This window comes from Proteus sp. ZN5 (genome assembly GCF_011046025.1).
GTDB lineage: Bacteria > Pseudomonadota > Gammaproteobacteria > Enterobacterales > Enterobacteriaceae > Proteus.
Genome location: NZ_CP047639.1, coordinates 2,774,322 through 2,791,133 on the forward strand (window position 1 = coordinate 2,774,322; position 16,812 = coordinate 2,791,133).

16 protein-coding genes are annotated in these 16,812 nt (G+C 35.1%); 10 read left to right on the plus strand and 6 right to left on the minus strand.

Features of this window, described 5'->3' with window-relative positions; all coding sequences use genetic code 11:
* Positions 1 to 16: 16 nt before the first annotated feature.
* The 3 genes from GTK47_RS12730 (at position 17) to GTK47_RS12740 (ending at position 3,133) form a co-directional block, all read left to right on the plus strand.
* On the plus strand, positions 17 to 550 hold the full coding sequence (locus tag GTK47_RS12730; protein ID WP_165123689.1) for a hypothetical protein: 534 nt from the start codon (positions 17 to 19) through the stop codon (positions 548 to 550).
* 217 nt (positions 551 to 767) lie between these two features.
* Entirely contained in the window at positions 768 to 1,568 is an 801-nt protein-coding gene (locus GTK47_RS12735; RefSeq protein WP_165123691.1) for a MetQ/NlpA family lipoprotein, read from the plus strand.
* Positions 1,569 to 1,849: 281 nt separating this feature from the next.
* Positions 1,850 to 3,133: a cystathionine gamma-synthase family protein gene (locus GTK47_RS12740; protein WP_165123693.1), complete on the plus strand. Its 1,284-nt coding sequence runs from the start codon at positions 1,850 to 1,852 to the stop codon at positions 3,131 to 3,133.
* Positions 3,134 to 3,199: 66 nt separating this feature from the next.
* Here the strand turns inward: GTK47_RS12740 and GTK47_RS12745 are convergent, their stop codons facing one another.
* On the minus strand, positions 3,200 to 3,757 hold the full coding sequence (locus GTK47_RS12745) for a GNAT family N-acetyltransferase (protein WP_165123695.1): 558 nt from the start codon (positions 3,755 to 3,757) through the stop codon (positions 3,200 to 3,202).
* 288 nt (positions 3,758 to 4,045) lie between these two features.
* Here GTK47_RS12745 and GTK47_RS12750 point away from each other — a divergent pair, with 288 nt between their 5' ends.
* Both GTK47_RS12750 and GTK47_RS12755 read left to right on the plus strand, forming a co-directional pair.
* The gene (locus GTK47_RS12750) at positions 4,046 to 4,825 is read left to right on the plus strand and encodes a helix-turn-helix domain-containing protein (RefSeq protein WP_241256023.1); all 780 of its coding nucleotides are present in this window, start codon (positions 4,046 to 4,048) and stop codon (positions 4,823 to 4,825) included.
* 132 nt (positions 4,826 to 4,957) lie between these two features.
* Positions 4,958 to 5,494: a metallophosphoesterase gene (locus GTK47_RS12755; RefSeq protein WP_165123700.1), complete on the plus strand. Its 537-nt coding sequence runs from the start codon at positions 4,958 to 4,960 to the stop codon at positions 5,492 to 5,494.
* A gap of 103 nt (positions 5,495 to 5,597) precedes the next feature.
* Here the strand turns inward: GTK47_RS12755 and ydeE are convergent, their stop codons facing one another.
* Complete coding sequence (gene ydeE / locus GTK47_RS12760; protein WP_165123702.1) at positions 5,598 to 6,785, minus strand: efflux MFS transporter YdeE; 1,188 nt, start codon at positions 6,783 to 6,785, stop codon at positions 5,598 to 5,600.
* A 303-nt stretch (positions 6,786 to 7,088) separates the two neighbouring features.
* Between ydeE and accA the strand changes: the two genes are divergently transcribed.
* Both accA and GTK47_RS12770 read left to right on the plus strand, forming a co-directional pair.
* Entirely contained in the window at positions 7,089 to 8,051 is a 963-nt protein-coding gene (accA, locus tag GTK47_RS12765; protein WP_165123704.1) for an acetyl-CoA carboxylase carboxyl transferase subunit alpha, read from the plus strand.
* Between the two features lie 78 nt (positions 8,052 to 8,129).
* Positions 8,130 to 9,017, plus strand: a complete 888-nt coding sequence (locus tag GTK47_RS12770) for a LysR family transcriptional regulator (RefSeq protein WP_165126625.1) — start codon at positions 8,130 to 8,132, stop codon at positions 9,015 to 9,017.
* A gap of 3 nt (positions 9,018 to 9,020) precedes the next feature.
* Here the strand turns inward: GTK47_RS12770 and GTK47_RS12775 are convergent, their stop codons facing one another.
* Positions 9,021 to 10,523: an MFS transporter gene (locus GTK47_RS12775; protein ID WP_165126628.1), complete on the minus strand. Its 1,503-nt coding sequence runs from the start codon at positions 10,521 to 10,523 to the stop codon at positions 9,021 to 9,023.
* Positions 10,524 to 10,675: 152 nt separating this feature from the next.
* Here GTK47_RS12775 and GTK47_RS12780 point away from each other — a divergent pair, with 152 nt between their 5' ends.
* Positions 10,676 to 11,272, plus strand: a complete 597-nt coding sequence (locus GTK47_RS12780) for a TetR/AcrR family transcriptional regulator (RefSeq protein WP_165123706.1) — start codon at positions 10,676 to 10,678, stop codon at positions 11,270 to 11,272.
* Positions 11,273 to 11,369: 97 nt separating this feature from the next.
* Here GTK47_RS12780 and GTK47_RS12785 read toward each other — a convergent pair whose 3' ends face one another.
* On the minus strand, positions 11,370 to 12,563 hold the full coding sequence (locus tag GTK47_RS12785) for an MFS transporter (RefSeq protein ID WP_165123708.1): 1,194 nt from the start codon (positions 12,561 to 12,563) through the stop codon (positions 11,370 to 11,372).
* Between the two features lie 120 nt (positions 12,564 to 12,683).
* On the opposite strand from GTK47_RS12785, the gene GTK47_RS12790 reads away from it, so the two are divergent.
* Positions 12,684 to 13,595, plus strand: a complete 912-nt coding sequence (locus tag GTK47_RS12790; RefSeq protein ID WP_165126631.1) for a LysR family transcriptional regulator — start codon at positions 12,684 to 12,686, stop codon at positions 13,593 to 13,595.
* A 78-nt stretch (positions 13,596 to 13,673) separates the two neighbouring features.
* Here GTK47_RS12790 and GTK47_RS12795 read toward each other — a convergent pair whose 3' ends face one another.
* Positions 13,674 to 14,264 carry a TetR/AcrR family transcriptional regulator gene (locus GTK47_RS12795; RefSeq protein WP_165123710.1) on the minus strand — a complete coding sequence of 197 codons (591 nt, stop codon included), beginning with the start codon at positions 14,262 to 14,264 and terminating at the stop codon, positions 13,674 to 13,676.
* A gap of 140 nt (positions 14,265 to 14,404) precedes the next feature.
* Between GTK47_RS12795 and GTK47_RS12800 the strand changes: the two genes are divergently transcribed.
* The gene (locus GTK47_RS12800; protein WP_165123712.1) at positions 14,405 to 15,613 is read left to right on the plus strand and encodes an MFS transporter; all 1,209 of its coding nucleotides are present in this window, start codon (positions 14,405 to 14,407) and stop codon (positions 15,611 to 15,613) included.
* Positions 15,614 to 15,690: 77 nt separating this feature from the next.
* Here the strand turns inward: GTK47_RS12800 and GTK47_RS12805 are convergent, their stop codons facing one another.
* The gene (locus GTK47_RS12805) at positions 15,691 to 16,812 is read right to left on the minus strand and encodes a hypothetical protein (protein WP_165123714.1); all 1,122 of its coding nucleotides are present in this window, start codon (positions 16,810 to 16,812) and stop codon (positions 15,691 to 15,693) included.

A 16,812-nucleotide genomic window follows, 5' to 3' on the forward strand; every position in this document is an offset into this window, starting at 1 on the left:
AAAAGAAATGAATACAATGAATAAGATATTAAAATTTGGGCTAGGATTACTTTTTTTATCGCTACCATTTGCTTCAACATCAGCAGATATTAAACTCGAATATGGAGTAAATCTTATCGATTTTAATGGTGATGGTGTTCCTGATGTCGTTGTTAAGTCTAGACGGTCATTAAATGATTCAACATCTGTCGATATGGCAACTGTTTATATCAAAGGAAGTGATCAAAAGGTTTATATTGTTCCATCTATATATGCTAACGCTTTGAGTCTTTATAACAATAAGATTAAAGGTACCGATATCACTATCTCTGATTTCAAATTTATTGAGAAAAAAGACCACGTTGTTTTGTTAAGTGCGGAAAAAGTAGGAAACAACTTACAAAAAACCACTCCAATTCGTTTCTCTAGCTATTCTATTTTAGAAAATAAGAAAGGTGATGAAATTCAGTTTAAATGGCAATTTAATAACTATTGTGTCACTGAATCATCCTATCTTAGCGTAGAAGATGCGTATTCTGATAATTGCATAAACAAAATTATTAATGAATAAATCTACAATTAAAAAAGAAACACATCAAATTATGATGTGTTTCTTTTTTGATTTATAAAACAATGCATTATAAAAATATAAACAATATTCATTTCTTTATATGCATTGGGTACTTGTATCATTTCTCGTTCCTTGTTATTAATCTATTGTTAGGATATTTCTTAATCAAAATGATTTTTATGGCGCTGTTTTATCAAGATCTGTTTAAGAGGGAGATATGAAGGAAATTATTACAGGTTTACTTCTAGCCTCAATATCACTATTTACTGTATCTTGTTCACAAGAAGATACGCATAGAGTAAAAGTGGCAATTAATACAGGGCCTGATCAAGTGATTTGGGATGAAGTTATTCGTTTAGCGAAATTAACTGAAGGGTTAGATGTTGAGATTGTTGCTTTCAATGATTATGTTCAGCCTAATAAGGCATTGAACAATAAAGAAGTTGATGCAAATGCATTTCAATCCATTCCTTATCTTCAAGCTCAAATGAAAGAGCATGGCTACCAATTTCATATTGCCAGTAAAACATATATCTTTCCTTTAGCCGCATACTCTAAAAAAATTAGCGATATAAATGAATTAAAGTCTGGTGATGTCGTTGCAATTTCAAATGAAGTTAGCATGAAAGGACGTGCGCTTTTATTACTAGCAGAAAATCATCTCATTACTCTTAGCGATAATGTTGGTTTTACACCAACAGTAGACGATATTATCCATAACCCAAAAGAAATTACTTTTGTCGAAGTCGACACACCTAAGCTTACCGAAGCATTAAATGATCCAAGTGTCACAATGGCTATAATCAACAATAATTTTTCATCCCAAGTTGGGCTAATAGCGACTCGTGATGGATTGATCTTAGAAAATAAAAATTCACCTTATGCTAATGTTATTGTTACGCGTGAAGATAACAGAAATGATGAAAATATAAAAAAACTGATTTCAGTTCTGCATTCAAGACAAATCGAGTTAAAATTCAAAGAAATGTATAAAGGTGATGCTGTAAGAGCTTGGTAACATCCTTTAACTTAAAGGTAAAAAGAGGTGTTCATTCTTTTTATCTTTAAGTTTGTCCTACTTTTCCCTTCTTTTTTAACTAGAATAATCAGCTTATGTTTAGTTAAATCACCTTGATTAAACACCACTAAATGGATAGAACCTTTTATTTAAAGTTATCGTTATGTTAGAGCTCGTTATTTTTATATAACTACTGGTTTTTATTCTATATAAAACATTCTAACAACATGAATTTTTTTCAGTATGATAAAGATCCTTCATTAAACATAAGAAATAAAAAAATGACTGACTCTCAACTGAAAAAACAATATATCGGCGAACATAAATTATCCCCAGAAACACTAATGATGAGTTATGGCTATGATCCATTACTCTCTGAAGGTTCAGTTAAACCACCTGTATTTTTAACATCCACCTTTATTTTTAAAAGTGCTGAAGAGGGCAAAGCTTTTTTTGATACCGTAAGTGGTAGAAAACCTTTACCTGAAGGTGAAAAAGCAGGTTTGGTTTATTCTCGCTTTAATCAACCTAATAGTGAGATTGTTGAAGACCGACTGGCTGTTTATGAAAATACGCAATCTTGTGTATTATTTTCATCAGGAATGTCCGCAATTACCACAACATTAATGGCATTAACACAACCTGGTGATGTTATTTTACACTCACAGCCACTTTATGGCGGAACTGAGACATTAATTGCCAAAACATTGGCTAAATTTGGTATACAAGCTACACCATTTACAGATGGGCTAAATCTTTCACTTATTCAAGAACAAGCCAATATAGCCAGCCAAAAAGGGCGAGTCTCCGTTATTTTTGCAGAAACTCCTGCAAACCCAACTAATTCCTTAGTAGATATCGAAGCATTAAAAAACGTTGCTGATCAATTAGAAAAAACGCAAGGCTATCGTCCTATTATTGTTTGTGATAACACATTACTAGGCCCTGTATATCAACATCCAATAGAACAAGGTGCCGATATTTCAGTTTACTCTTTAACTAAATATGTAGGTGGGCATTCAGATTTAGTTGCCGGTGCCGCTATGGGCTCTCGTGAACTGATTAATCAAATCAGATTACTAAGAGGCGCAATAGGAACACAACTTGATCCACATTCTTGCTGGATGCTAGGCCGTTCTTTAGAAACGTTACAAATTAGAATGGAAAAAGCCAATCAGAATGCGTTATTAGTTGCAGAATTTCTGCGTGACCATGAAAAAGTAAAAGCAATTCATTATTTACCTTTTGCGGATAAGAATTCTGTAGAAGCTAAAGTTTTTGCCAAACAATGCACAGGAGCAGGATCAACGTTCTCTTTTGATATTGAGGGCGGAGAAAGTGAAGCTTTCCGTTTTCTTAATGCAATGAAAATTTTTAAACTTGCAGTAAGTCTGGGGGGAACAGAATCTCTAGCTTGTCATCCGGGTTCAACAACGCATTCAGGTGTGCCAATGACATTACGACATAGCATTGGCATTCAAGACACGACAATTCGTTTATCAATTGGTATAGAAAATCCACAAGATTTAATTGCTGATTTATCTCAAGCATTAGCAAGTGCTTAATTAAATAGTCGTGTTAATACTAAAAAACACCAGCTAATGTGAATTTCACAGTCTGGTGTTTTTGTTTTAATCGGTCTGTTTTTGGATCTCAACCCATTCATCTTTAGTTAAGCGACAAATATTTTCAACTTTCACTTCATCTAAAAATTCTGCGTATTGTTCTTCAATAATGTGATGAAATTTAAATCCGCATTTTTCTTGTGCTTTTTGCGACTTCTCATTATCAGCGAAATAACCACACCATAAATTATCTAACTCCAGTGTTTCAAAGCTATGCCGACTAATTTCTTCTACTGCTTCAGGTATTAAACCCTTACCCCAAAATGGAACACCAATCCAATAAGAGACTTCAGCATCATTATCTCCAATTGGGAAATTACTCTCATTTGCGAAAGATAATCCAACTAAACCAATAGCTTGGTCATCATTAATTAACGTAACGGCGTAAACTTCGTCGCGCATAAATATAGTGCGAATAATTTCAGCACTTTCTTCAACATTTTTATGTACAGGCCAACCTGCAATTGGACCAACGCGTTCATCTTTTGCATATTGATACAAACTTGACGCATCAGAAAGTTTCCAAGGGCGCAATACAAGCCTTTTTGTTTTTAATGTTTTCATTTCAATAACTTCTCTTAATTTTTCAAATATTCTGCAATTTATCTTACGTCTTTAAGATGTGTGTATTTTAAAGAAAAGAGATAAAGAACCGAATGTCATAAAAGAGGTAAAATCGGTACTTTTGACAACTAAATAAAAGGATATGCTTGTTATTAAGCTCAAGATCGTCAAATATAAAAACAGAAAAAGTACTAGATAAGAATTAAGTGAGGTTATTTGATTATGTTAAGTCAAGTGTTGTCACAACTTAATGCGTCATTACAACATGCCATAATAGGTGAAAGTGATATGACAAATGAAACCGGTTACCCTCTACCACTATCTTATATTGTGGTTATGATTTGCTTAGAAGGGAGGGCTATAATCAATATTGGTTTTCAAAAACAGGCAATCAAAGCGAATGATATTCTTATCTTAGGCGATGATATGATGGCAGTTTTGAGTCAAAAATCAGCAAACTTTCGCTTATTTTATTGTTTTCTTGATAAATCTTTTGCCTCAGAAATTGCTTATTCTCTTTCTAATACTTTATTTGCTTTTCTCCATGAGAATCCTGTTTGCCGCCCACAAAAAGAGCAATATGAAGCCTTAAACAGATGGACTCAACAACTAAAATATATAGATAACCGTTATTCTGAACACAGAAAATTGATGTTAAAAAATCACTTACAAAATCTCTTTTTTGCTATTACTGAATCAATACCCGCTCATTTTTCTATCGCTAAAAAAGAATTTAGTCGTAAAGAAAAGCTTTGTTGGCAGTTTTGGGAATTGATTGGAAAATATTGTTTAGAGCATAGAGAGGTGGCTTTTTATGCAAACAAGCTTAGTATTACACCGTTTTATTTATCACAAATAACAAAGCAATTCTTTAATGATGCCCCTAAGACCTTGATTAATCGTCAAGTTACTCTTGAAATAAAAGCATTATTAATGCACACTTCGCTTTCGGTAAATGAGTTATCAATGAAACTTCATTTTGATGATCCCTCTTATTTATGCCGATACTTTAAAAGAGAAACAGGTAATTCTTTATCTGGTTACCGTAAACAGCATCAACGACAATAAGACAGATGATATTGTACTTACTGTTTAAACTTTAACTAAAGGAGGAAATTATTTTGAAAAAATATCACTATACAGACCGAGGGAAAATATTTTCTTAAGGTTGAGAATTCTATTACTTATTAAGAAATTACTATGATTTATTTTACTTCTGATACACATTTTTGCCATTCAAACATCCTCAATCTTTGTGATCGTCCATTCAATAGTGTTAGCCATATGAATGACACTCTAATTCATAATTGGAATGCTTACGTCTCTGATAATGACGAAATCTACATTTTAGGTGATTTTCTTTATCGAGGAACAGGGAAAGATGCTAATCAAATCTTGCGCCGATTAAAAGGTAAAAAGTACCTTATTCGTGGAAATCACGACAAATTTCTAGACGATCCGGAATTTGATGCATCTGCTTTTGAATGGGTAAAAGATTATTTTGAGTTGGATTATAAAAAAAGAAAAATTGTTATGTTTCATTACCCTATATTGGAATGGGCAGGTTTTTTCCGTGATTCTATTCATTTATATGGCCATGTTCATAATTCACAAAAAGATCCCTCTCAACGTAAACGTTTAGATGTTTTAGGAAAAAGTGCAATTAATGTCGGTGTCGATGTGAATGACTTTTTCCCTATTAGCATTGAAACCATACTAAAAAGAATATCAAAATAATCTTATTAATTAGCAGTAGTGATCTACTCGCAAAAAAATTCCATATAAAAAAGACATCCAAACGGATGTCTTTTTTGTTTATGCTGCTGATTTACGAATAAAATTATAAAGTTATGGTTCTTTTTTGACTTACATTCATTCCTTGGATCATACAAAACCAAGCAAGACCGCAAATCACCATTAAAATCGCAAATAAAGAAACAGGAGGGAATGAAGTCAAAATAAAACCACTAGCTAATGGGTTAAGTGCAGCACCTAACCAACCTAATGATTGTGCAGAAAAATAACTTGCTTTCATTCCTAACGGTGCAATGTTATCAATCATCATATACTCACCAGGTGCATAAATTAATTCACCCAAGGTAAATACAGCGATAGCTAATGCCCAAAAGATTAAATTGTTGCCTGCAAACATAAAACCCAATAAACCCATCATAAAAAATAGCGTACCAAGCGTCATTAATTTACGTAGTCTTTCGGCTGTAACATGTTTACCGACAATATATTGTAAAGAAACGACAATAGCGGCGTTTACTGGTAATACAACTGCAATAACAGACTCTGCTAATTTTGCATCGTAAACCACTAAGATATATTGCGAAATACATGATGCAAAAGAACCAAATGTTAATGTACCGAAAAAAGTTGAGAGCACAAACCAACTTAATGCTCTGTCTTTCAGCATTATTTTCGGGTCCCATTTCACACTATTTTCTTCACCCGTATTTATTGCTTTAGAACGCTGGACAAATAACTGGATCATAAAAAGTGGAACACTGGCAGAAATAGCTGCAAGCCAGAAGGGTAGTTGTGTTCCATACATTAATAATAACGTGCCAATAGGTGGGCCAACCGTCCACCCCATATTAATAAAGGTATAGTTTAGAGAGAATATTTTAGGTTTCGCAGAAACCGATAAAGTTTCAGAAAAATAGGCCTTTAACACAGTTGAAAATACTAAATAAGAGCAGTTAATCACCGAGAAAAAGATAACCACTAAAACAGTGCTATGAACCATCGGTATTGCGGCAAAACCAAAGATAAACGTTATAATAGATAGCAACATATAACGTTTTTTCTCAAATTTATCCGCAAGCATTCCAAAGCCAAGACTAAAAAAAATACCCGTTGTTAATGCAATAGACATGGCAATACCAATATCATCAACAGGTAATTGATACTCCCGTGATAAATAGATCGCCATAAACGGTAATGTTGCACCTCTTCCTATCGTAAGAAGAAGTGATGAAAATAGCAGCGCAGTTGTTGATCGTGTTTTTTTTGAGAACATATTATCTTTATTCTAATTATTTGTATTTTATGGGGTTTTTTATAACTTGTGCGAGTTTTTATGAGTGGCAAAAGAATAAATTCGCACTGTATATTAATACATGACTTAGTTATTTCTGTATAGATTAAAATGAGAGAAAAAGCTCTTTTTGATCTTGTATTTTTTCTTGCTGATCTTTAGTAATACTTAATTATCCCATTTTTGATAATAGTATTTATCAAATTTCTCTCTATCACCACATTGCTATTTTTTCTAAACTGGCTCAATTACTGTTTTATTTACTGCATTAAATCTGAGGTCGTTATGTCTTTTATTCATCTTGAATTTGAAAAACCTATTGTTGAATTAGACGAAAAAATAGATGCATTGCTCACCTTTAAGCAATCTCAAGATGAACCAACAGGTATTAATTTAGATGAAGAGATTGCTCGTTTAAGGCAAAAAAGTCTTTCACTGACAAAATCTATTTTTACTGATCTCGGTGCTTGGGAAATTGTACAGCTCGCGCGTCACCCCATGCGCCCATATACCCTTGACTATCTTAAAGCGATTTTTACTGATTTTCAGGAGTTGGCAGGTGATAGAGCTTATGCCGATGATAAAGCGATTGTTGCGGGTTTAGCGCGTTTAGACAAAATGCCAGTCATGGTGATTGGGCAACAAAAAGGTCGTGATACAAAAGAGAAAATTCTTCGCAATTTTGGAATGCCATCTCCCGAAGGTTATAGAAAAGCATTACGTTTAATGAAAATGGCAGAGCGCTTTCATCTACCCGTTATTATTTTTATTGATTCTGCGGGTGCTTATCCTGGTGTTGGCGCTGAAGAGCGAGGACAAGCAGAAGCTATTGCTCGTAACATTCTTGAAATGTCACGATTAAAAACACCGATTATTTGTACTATTACAGGTGAAGGATTCTCTGGCGGTGCGTTAGCCATTGGTGTTGGTGATAAAGTTAATATGTTGCAATACAGCACTTATGCGGCAATTTCACCAGAAGGGTGTGCCTCTATTTTATGGAAAAATTCTGATAAAGCGCCAATTGCAGCAGAAACGATGGGAATGACTGCACCTAAATTACAAGCATTAGGTATTATTGACGCCATTATTCCTGAACCATTAGGTGGCGCTCATCGTGATCACCAACAAGCTGCAGAGTTTCTTAAGCAACAATTATTAACTGATTTAGCATTATTAAAAAGCTACTCAACCGAAGAATTTTTAGATAAACGCTATCAAAAACTCATGTCTCATGGTTATTGTTAATTATTAACGAGAGAAAAGAGAATGAATGTTACACTGCCTATCTTGAGTAATAGAAATACAGTAGGCAGTGAATTATTTATGCAAATCGATCTTAATTTATTACGTATTTTTTCTGCTGTAGCAGAGCAAGGACAATTTGCAGCCGCTGCTCGGCTATTATCTATGCCTACCTCAAATATCAGTCGTGCAATTAAACAGCTTGAACAACAACTCAATTGTAAACTTATTGATAGAACCACTCGAAAGATGCGCCTTACTGAACAAGGTAAAACACTTTATCAGCAAGGAAAGAAAACCTTAACCGAGTTGGATAATGTTGTAAGCAATATCACCAGTGATGGGCCATTAACAGGCACGTTCCGTTTAACTATTCCAAGTGAATATGGCAGTGAGTTACTTGGTGATATTTTGGCTGATTTTGCCGCACTTCATCCTAACTTACTTATTCAATGTGATACTCAATTAATGCCAAGAAATATCATCGATGATGATATTGATTTGTTATTAACTTTCCATCGTGGAAATTTAGCAGATAGTAGCTATCACTCTCGCTTAATTAAGTCGTGGCGCAGTATTGTTGTAGCATCTAATGAATTATTAGAAAAAACAGGTATACCCACACATATTGAGCAATTAAGCAAAATGCCATGTATTTCTAGTTTAAGCGCACTAGAAGGGCAACCTTGGATATTTATGGATGAAGATAAAAAACCGATCAAAATAACCATTAACAGCAATTACCGAGTAAACAGTGCCATATTGGCAAAATCAGCGGTATTAAAAGGATTAGGATTTGCTATTTTAGCCGAACATTGCTGTCTTGATATGATTGAAGCGGGGAAATTACGAGCTATTGAGTTTCCTCAACAACCCGCAACAATTAATTTAGTGGCAATATATGCAACTCGTAGCTCTCTTTCACGTAATATTGAGTTTTTTCTTGAGTTTCTAGCTCAGCGTTTATAAATATTAATCTGTGATCTGTTGAGTAAGTGCATTATGTTTTGCTTTAACAGGAAAGAGCACAATAAATAATGTCACAAAACATGAGATCCCTGCGGTTGCAATCGCATAAGCAAACCCCGAATTAAATGCCTCTGGTAACAAAGTGACAAATCCTTTGTCTAAATTATTTGTCGTATTTTCAGTTACTAAACTGACAATATCGATATAGCTTACAGATATTCCCAATGCCTCACTTTGAATAGTCATATAATGGATTGCTTGTTGCACCATCAAGGTACCTAATAAAGCAATTCCCATTGTCATACCGGTTTGTCTTAATGCATTCATGGTTGCTGACGCCATACCAGAACGTGACGGTGGCACGCTTTTCATCACTAAAGCACCTATGGCTGGTGTTGCTAACCCCATTCCAGCACCTAATACAAAGAGGTAGCTTCCTGTTATTCCATAGTGGCTATTTGTTGCTAATGTCGCTAATAGACAAGAAGAAATGGCGATAAATAAGAAACCGCAGATCATGAGTTTTCTGACTGAAAAATAAGAAGATAGTCGTCCAAAAGACATAGAGAATAGCGCCATTGCAATAAATTCAGGTGCCATTCTCCAACCTGTTTCTAATGCGCTCCAGCCTTGTGCTTTTTGTAAAAAGAAAGCGATAAAGAATACATTACTGTATGTGGCAAACCCCAAGGTAAAAGAAGAAAGGTTATATTGAAAAAATGTGCGATCTTTAAATAAAGTCAGTGGTAATAAAGGGCGTTCAACACGTTTTTCTATCATTAAGAAAAGGGTAAGAAATATAATACCCGCAATCAATGTAGAGAACGTTCTATAATGTGACCAACCTACAGAGCCAGCTTCAATTAAACCATAAGTCAGCAATCCTAATCCCAACATACTGGTTAATTGGCCAAAAGGATCTAAAGCAACATTTTCAGGATCAGCACTTTCACTTAATCCATACCAACCTAATAAAACGGTAATAATACCAATAGGAATATTAATAAGAAATATACTTGCCCAACCACTAGTATGAACTAAAACCCCACCTAAAATAGGGCCAATGATAAGTGATAACGCACTAACGGAAGACCAAATTCCAATGATACGAACGCGTTCAATATCAATAGGAAAAGCATGCGTAATTAAAGACAATGCACCCGGAATAAGTGCAGCAGCGGCAATACCTTGAATAATACGTCCAAGGATTAGTATTTCATGTTGCTGTGCAATCGCACAAATTACTGAACCTAACGTGAAAATAATCACGCCCCATAACCACACTTTTTTTCGTCCAAAGCGATCACTTAAAGGGCCAGATGACAAAATACAGGCGGATAGACAAAGTGCATAAGCATCAACAATCCACTGCAAGGTTGCCATATCAGCATGAATATCATTTTGAATAGTTGGTAGAGCCACATTGACGATACTAATATCAAGAGTTGCCATAAAAGTGCCTAAACAAATGGCACAGATAAGTGACAGTCGTTTTAAATAAGTCATAAGCTTTATTGCCTTAATGATGAATAATAATGGCATAATAATACTCGACTGACCGTCGGTCAATAGTTGTTGATAATGAGTTTCATTTATCATCATTGTGAGTCTCTTTAATATAGAGTACTCTTTACAAGCGACTTTGAGGGAGATAAGCAATGTCATTAGAAGAACAAACAACAGATAAGCCGAGAACAAAACCCGCAGAGGTTCGTTTAGAAGAGTTAATGAATGCTGCAGAAGCGTTATTTCTTGATAAAGGTTTTGATGCCACAACCGTTAGCGATATTGTAAAAAAAGCGGGGGTAGCAAAAGGGACCTATTATCACTATTTTTCTGCTAAAACAGATGTTCTTGATGCGCTCAGAACACGTTATATGGATTGGTATTTAAATAAAATAGATAACGCAATGAATGCCTGCTCACAACAAGAGCATCGTGAAAAATTAAAACAGTGGTGTGAAATTAGCGTTATTGCTTATGTTGAAAAACAAGAATTACACGATATGCTTTTTCATCAAGTATTTCATCAAAGCAGCAATATTCATGAAAATAGAGCATTACAGCAAATTCAATCACTGTTAATTTCAGGTACAGAAAATAAAACCTGGCACGTTACACAACCAGAATTAACCAGCACATTGATTTATCATGGTATGCATGCCGCTGTTGATAATTTAGGTCATAGCGAAGAATATACCGCAAAAACATTAGGTAATATGCTATATCAGCAATTTACTCAGTTACTAAAATAGACCAAAGCTTATCGTAATAACGCCACATTATTGTGTATCTAAAAGAGAAAAGGGTAATAACTGTTACCCTTTTTATTTATGGCAAACTTGAGTTTTGTTATTTAACTGAACATTTCGTGTATTTTGATGCAAAAACACATAATAAAGCGGACGTAATAAACAATATAGCAATAAATAATGTCGAGTTTAATCCATAATTATCAACACTTAAGCCACCTAAATAAGCACCTAACGCAATAGCTAAATTAAAAATTGCAATATAAGCAGAACTTCCTAATTCAATTCCTTTAGGAACGGCTGTCATGATCCATGTCATCAGTGCAACTGAAACACCGCCATACATTAATCCCCAAATTAACATAACAACAGTCGTCATTGTTGGAGATGATACCCAAAATAGAAAACCTAAAAAGACGCTTAATATGCCAATGATAATAACTGAAACTGCAATATTGAGTCTTTTTGCTGATTGTATACCAAAGATAAAATTACCGATGATCCCACTAATGCCATATGCAAATAAAAGTACTGCCAATGTGTTGTTTGACAACGTCGTTATGGTTTGGAGTAATGGGCGAACATAAGTAAACACCATAAAATGAGCACACACGAGAAAAAGTGTGACTAATAATCCTAAAACTAGCTGTGTATTTTTAAATTGTGCAAAGAAGGCTTTAGAAAGAGAAGATGTTGAACCTGATAATGAAGGTAAACAAATAAACATTAATACTAATACTGTAAATGAAAATAATCCCATAACAATAAAAGCACCACGCCAACCTAAATATTCACCAATAAAAACTCCCATAGGAATACCTAATACCGATGCCGCAGCAACGCCACCAAAAATAAGCGAAGTCGCCAAAGCAACGGATTTTTCGGGTACTAATCTTAATGCTAAGCCACCAGCAAAAGCCCAAATCCCCCCAATACAGAAACCAACAATAGCTCTAGCAATTAATAACTGAACAATTGACGCTGAATAAGCCGAAATAATATTGGCGACAACTAAAAGTAGGGCTAAAAATAAGAGTATTTTTTTACGATCTCGTTTACCAGCGCCAATAACAACAATGGGTGAAAAGAAGGCGGCAATAATGGCAGGAATAACTATCATAAAACCAGATATTCCCGTAGATATGCCAAAACTATCTCTAATGGGATTTAATAAACCCACAGGCAACATCTCTATGGTAACCACAGAGAATGTGGCAAGACTTAATGCAATAACGGCCCACCAATGACGATGACTACTATTTGTTTTTTGAGATACTGACGCGATATTTTCCATTGAGGCTCCATTTACTCACTCTTTATTTATCGCGTTTTAGTCTATCTGTCGCTATATTGGAGATAAATACCGTTAAAGTCACAACATTGGGGAATAAAAGTGGCAAATAATAAACGTACAATGCCTTTTGATAATATTTCTGATCTTACTGTTTTTATTCGAGTAGCAGATTTATTGAGTTTTACCTTTGCTGCAGAAAATTTAGAGATATCTCGTTCAGCGGTAGGCAAAAGTATTGTGCGTTTAGAGGAGCGACTAAGTTTGCGTTTGTTTCATCGCACTACACGCAGTATTAGTCTAACAGCTGAAGGTGAATTATTTTATCAACATGCACAACTTATCTTGAATGAGATTGAAGAAGCGAGTGCAGCTCTTGATAAACTTAATGAAAATCCGAGAGGGCGTTTACGTATTGATTTACCCATTGCCTTTGGGCGACGCTATATTTTACCGTTATTACAAACTTATTTAATGCAATGGCCAGAGTTAGACGCTGAAATTACCTTTTCAGATGAATATACCGATTTAGTTAAAAACGGCGTTGATTTAGCTATTCGTATTGGCGGTAATGATGACAGTCGACTAATGCGTAAAGTATTGGCTCCTCATCGTTTAATAATCTGTGCATCTCCTGATTATTTTGAACGAAATGATGTGCCTCAATCGCCTAATGCATTATCACAACATCAATTAATTACATTTTCCCACCAAGGATCAACGGTACCTTGGAAATATCAAACTCATCAAAAAGAATTTACGCTTCCCGTTAAAGGAAAATTACGTTTAGATAATACAGAAGCTATTTTAGATATGGCATTATCGGGTTATGGAATATGCCAACTGGGTGAGTTTTTAGTGGGTGAATCTATTAAATCAGGCAAATTAGTGCCTATTTTATTAGAGCATACGATTAATCTTGCGCCGATTTGTGCCGTGTATCCATCTAAGCGCCATTTATCTCCTAAAATACGCTATTTTCTTGATTTTATTGAAAAGCAATGGCAAGGAAAAGCAATATGGCAAATAACATAAGCTCTGATTTGAATTAAAGTTAATAAATAAAAATATATCCTAGCGAGGACTATCTCCGTGAACCTCGCTATATTTTATTTATTTTGCCGAAATACGTAGGCTATTTAATAAAGTCTCTAATGTTGATTTAGCATGTTCTAACTGAGCCTCACCATCAATACTATTGGCAATCCATAAAGCAGTGGCTTCTAAACTGCCATAAATAAACAGAGCCAACATTTTTGAGTCTGTCTCTACAAGTACTTTATTCTCGATAAGTTTATCAATCATATTACTCATAGATATTACACAATGCGTTGGTAGTTCAGTCAGCTTATCATTTAATACAGCCCGTGAATCTCGCATAACAATACGTTGAATTTCTGGCTCTAAAGCCATTTCTAAATAGGTATGACAACGCATTGAAAATGCCAACCAAGGGTCATTAATCGTATCGGAAATAGCCTGCAAACGCGCATCCATCTCTGCATCTATTTGTGCAACAACAGCCGATAGCAATCCTTTTTTATCACCAAAATGGTGATATAACGCACCTCGAGTTAATCCCGCTTGCGCAGTTAAATCATCCATCGATGCTTCTGCATAGCCTTGTTCACAAAAGACTTTTCTTGCTGTTTCTAGCAGTAATAACCGGGTTTCTTCCATTTCAGCACGAGTACGTCTAGCCATTTTATCTCCTTTTTAAAATATACATACGCATTGTTTGTATATTTACATTCAGTTCGTATGTATATATGATTTATACATACGCAATGTATGTATTATCTTTAACCCTCGCTAAAATGGCAAGGGTAAGCATAAGGAAAACTATGATAAGCACTTATCGAACACTATTTAGCTATAAAGGCACGTTATCTTTTACCTTAGCGGGAATGGTTGCGCGATTACCACTACCGATGATGGGTATTGGTATCATCATGATGATTTCACAACTTACGGGCAGTTATGCATTAGCGGGAACAATTTCTGCTAGCTTTGTATTTACTTACGCGGTGTTATCACCTCAAATATCACGCCTAGTTGATACTTATGGGCAATATCGAATTTTACCTTTATTCACATTAATTAGTGTTATTGGAATAGGGGGAATGCTATTAGCAACATGGTTACAGTGGCATATTAGTTTATTATTCATCTTTGCAGTATTCATTGGCTTTATGCCGTGTATTTCTGCGATGATCAGAGCGAGATGGACCTCAATTTATAAAGAAGATAGCCGCTTACAGACAGCTTATTCATTAGAAAGTGTATTTGATGAAGTCACATTTATTCTTGGTCCACCCATTTCTGTTACCTTAAGTGTCGCTTTTTTCCCACAAGCTGGGTTATTAATGGCTGCTGTTTTTCTTATTGTTGGTGTTTTCTTGCTTGTTTTACAACGCAACACAGAGCCTGCAATAACATGCATATCTTCTGAGTTAACATCTTATAAAACACAATCTGTGATCCGTTTTTCTCTCGTAAGGATCTTAACTGTTATTATGATTTTTATGGGCGTAATTGTAGGCACCATTGATATTTTTAGTGTGGCTTTTGCTAATGCTCAAAAAATACCCGCAGGTGCAAGCCTTGTATTATCAGCCTATGCAATTGGCTCTTGTTTTGCCGGTTTATTCTTTGGCACGTTAAAATTATCCACACCGTTGCACCGTTTATTATACCTAGGTGGCATCGCAACATTCCTCACTATTTTGCCTCTTGTTTTTGTAGGTTCTATTTATAGCTTGAGTTTAGTCGTATTAATTTCAGGGATCTTCTTTGCACCTATGATAATCGTGACAATGTCACTTATTGAGAAGAGTGTACCCGAAAATCAGCTTACAGAGGGAATGACTTGGTTACTTGCAGGATTAAATATAGGCACAGCAATTGGTGCAACATTAACGGGACAACTTGTTGATTATTCAGGCGTTCAATCTGGTGTATGGGTTGCAATTAGCGCGAGTGCCTTAGTGATGCTAATTGCATTTTTAGGTTTTCAACGCATTAATCATAAAAGCAGTAAAAGCTATGCGTAATTAATAACAATAAAAGCCTAAGAATATCAGCAAAAATTAGTACCGATATCTTAGGTTTATTAATAAGTTATCTGTAATTAATCACTTATATCAATCCAAGCAAGGCGTCCACCGACAGAAGTGCTGCGATGTAGTGCATGATGGCTTAAACATAAAGTTCGCATTCCTGCTACTTGTTGTGAATACCAAGCACCACCTCGCATTAAAGCGCGTTGACCATAATTTCGTAAATAAACCTGATTGTGATCTTGCTGGTTTATCGCTGGATATAATCCTAATGCTTTAAATAATGTAGGAACTTCAAGATTATCAACCGTCGTTATTGCGTTAAAATCACCATCCATTAACCCTGCAGGATAACTATTATCTGCAGGTGTACCGTTATAGTGTTTTATTGACGTTGATAAAATAGGCGTGCCTGCATTTCCCTCACAATAATCAGAGGGTGCATCGTATTTTGCGCTATTAATATGATGGATAGGTAATAACTTACCTGTTGATAATGCTATTGAATGCCATTGCTCAGTTATTGTTGGATCACCACAAAATACAGCATCATTATCTTTAATTATCTGTATTTCTCCGGCATTTAATTGCATTCCACTTTGCCATTCCCAAAGGTTGCCACATAAATCACTAATGCCAAATAAGCTATTGTCATGATACCAATTAGGCCACTGTGGTGATGTTATTGTTGTGGGATCACCAGTAATAAAATCAGTGTCGCCAGCATCTTTACTATCAACTCGATTAGCACATTGCTCTGGATGTAGAAAACTACGCCCATAGTCCGTATTTCCATCTTCAACCATATTATGGTGACGACACCACAACATAAGCGCCGCCCATTCAACATGAGTACTTAAATGAAACCCTTTTCCTGTCTGTTGAGCATATTGTTGAAAGCTTAACAAATCTAACTGACTGGCTGGTTTTTGATTGGGTAAACTTAATAATTCACCTTGATGTAATGAAGCGGGATAACACGCATAGAAAAAGGCATCCTTAACTTTTCCATTTACAATAAAAGCGGGGTGAATAGTATTATCAAGATCATCCAATACCTCGTTTAATCGAAAACGGGGCATTACATACATATAATTGGGCTGACCTTTTGCTGAATACAAAATAGTTCTTTTTCCTGCTGATTGTGTCTCAACTTTTGTCCGTAAAGGATCAGGCGAATAGATATCAAACAT

What these genes read in the sequence shown, in the direction of transcription:
- GTK47_RS12730 (WP_165123689.1), top strand. Translation starts at nt 17, where the DNA reads ATGAATAAGATATTAAAATTTGGGCTAGGATTACTTTTTTTATCGCTA.
- GTK47_RS12735 (WP_165123691.1), top strand. Translation starts at nt 768, where the DNA reads ATGAAGGAAATTATTACAGGTTTACTTCTAGCCTCAATATCACTATTT.
- GTK47_RS12740 (WP_165123693.1), top strand. Translation starts at nt 1,850, where the DNA reads ATGACTGACTCTCAACTGAAAAAACAATATATCGGCGAACATAAATTA.
- GTK47_RS12745 (WP_165123695.1), bottom strand. Translation starts at nt 3,757, where the DNA reads ATGAAAACATTAAAAACAAAAAGGCTTGTATTGCGCCCTTGGAAACTT.
- GTK47_RS12750 (WP_241256023.1), top strand. Translation starts at nt 4,046, where the DNA reads ATGACAAATGAAACCGGTTACCCTCTACCACTATCTTATATTGTGGTT.
- GTK47_RS12755 (WP_165123700.1), top strand. Translation starts at nt 4,958, where the DNA reads ATGATTTATTTTACTTCTGATACACATTTTTGCCATTCAAACATCCTC.
- ydeE (WP_165123702.1), bottom strand. Translation starts at nt 6,785, where the DNA reads ATGTTCTCAAAAAAAACACGATCAACAACTGCGCTGCTATTTTCATCA.
- accA (WP_165123704.1), top strand. Translation starts at nt 7,089, where the DNA reads ATGTCTTTTATTCATCTTGAATTTGAAAAACCTATTGTTGAATTAGAC.
- GTK47_RS12770 (WP_165126625.1), top strand. Translation starts at nt 8,130, where the DNA reads ATGCAAATCGATCTTAATTTATTACGTATTTTTTCTGCTGTAGCAGAG.
- GTK47_RS12775 (WP_165126628.1), bottom strand. Translation starts at nt 10,523, where the DNA reads ATGACTTATTTAAAACGACTGTCACTTATCTGTGCCATTTGTTTAGGC.
- GTK47_RS12780 (WP_165123706.1), top strand. Translation starts at nt 10,676, where the DNA reads ATGTCATTAGAAGAACAAACAACAGATAAGCCGAGAACAAAACCCGCA.
- GTK47_RS12785 (WP_165123708.1), bottom strand. Translation starts at nt 12,563, where the DNA reads ATGGAAAATATCGCGTCAGTATCTCAAAAAACAAATAGTAGTCATCGT.
- GTK47_RS12790 (WP_165126631.1), top strand. Translation starts at nt 12,684, where the DNA reads ATGCCTTTTGATAATATTTCTGATCTTACTGTTTTTATTCGAGTAGCA.
- GTK47_RS12795 (WP_165123710.1), bottom strand. Translation starts at nt 14,264, where the DNA reads ATGGCTAGACGTACTCGTGCTGAAATGGAAGAAACCCGGTTATTACTG.
- GTK47_RS12800 (WP_165123712.1), top strand. Translation starts at nt 14,405, where the DNA reads ATGATAAGCACTTATCGAACACTATTTAGCTATAAAGGCACGTTATCT.
- GTK47_RS12805 (WP_165123714.1), bottom strand. Translation starts at nt 16,812, where the DNA reads ATGTTTGATATCTATTCGCCTGATCCTTTACGGACAAAAGTTGAGACA.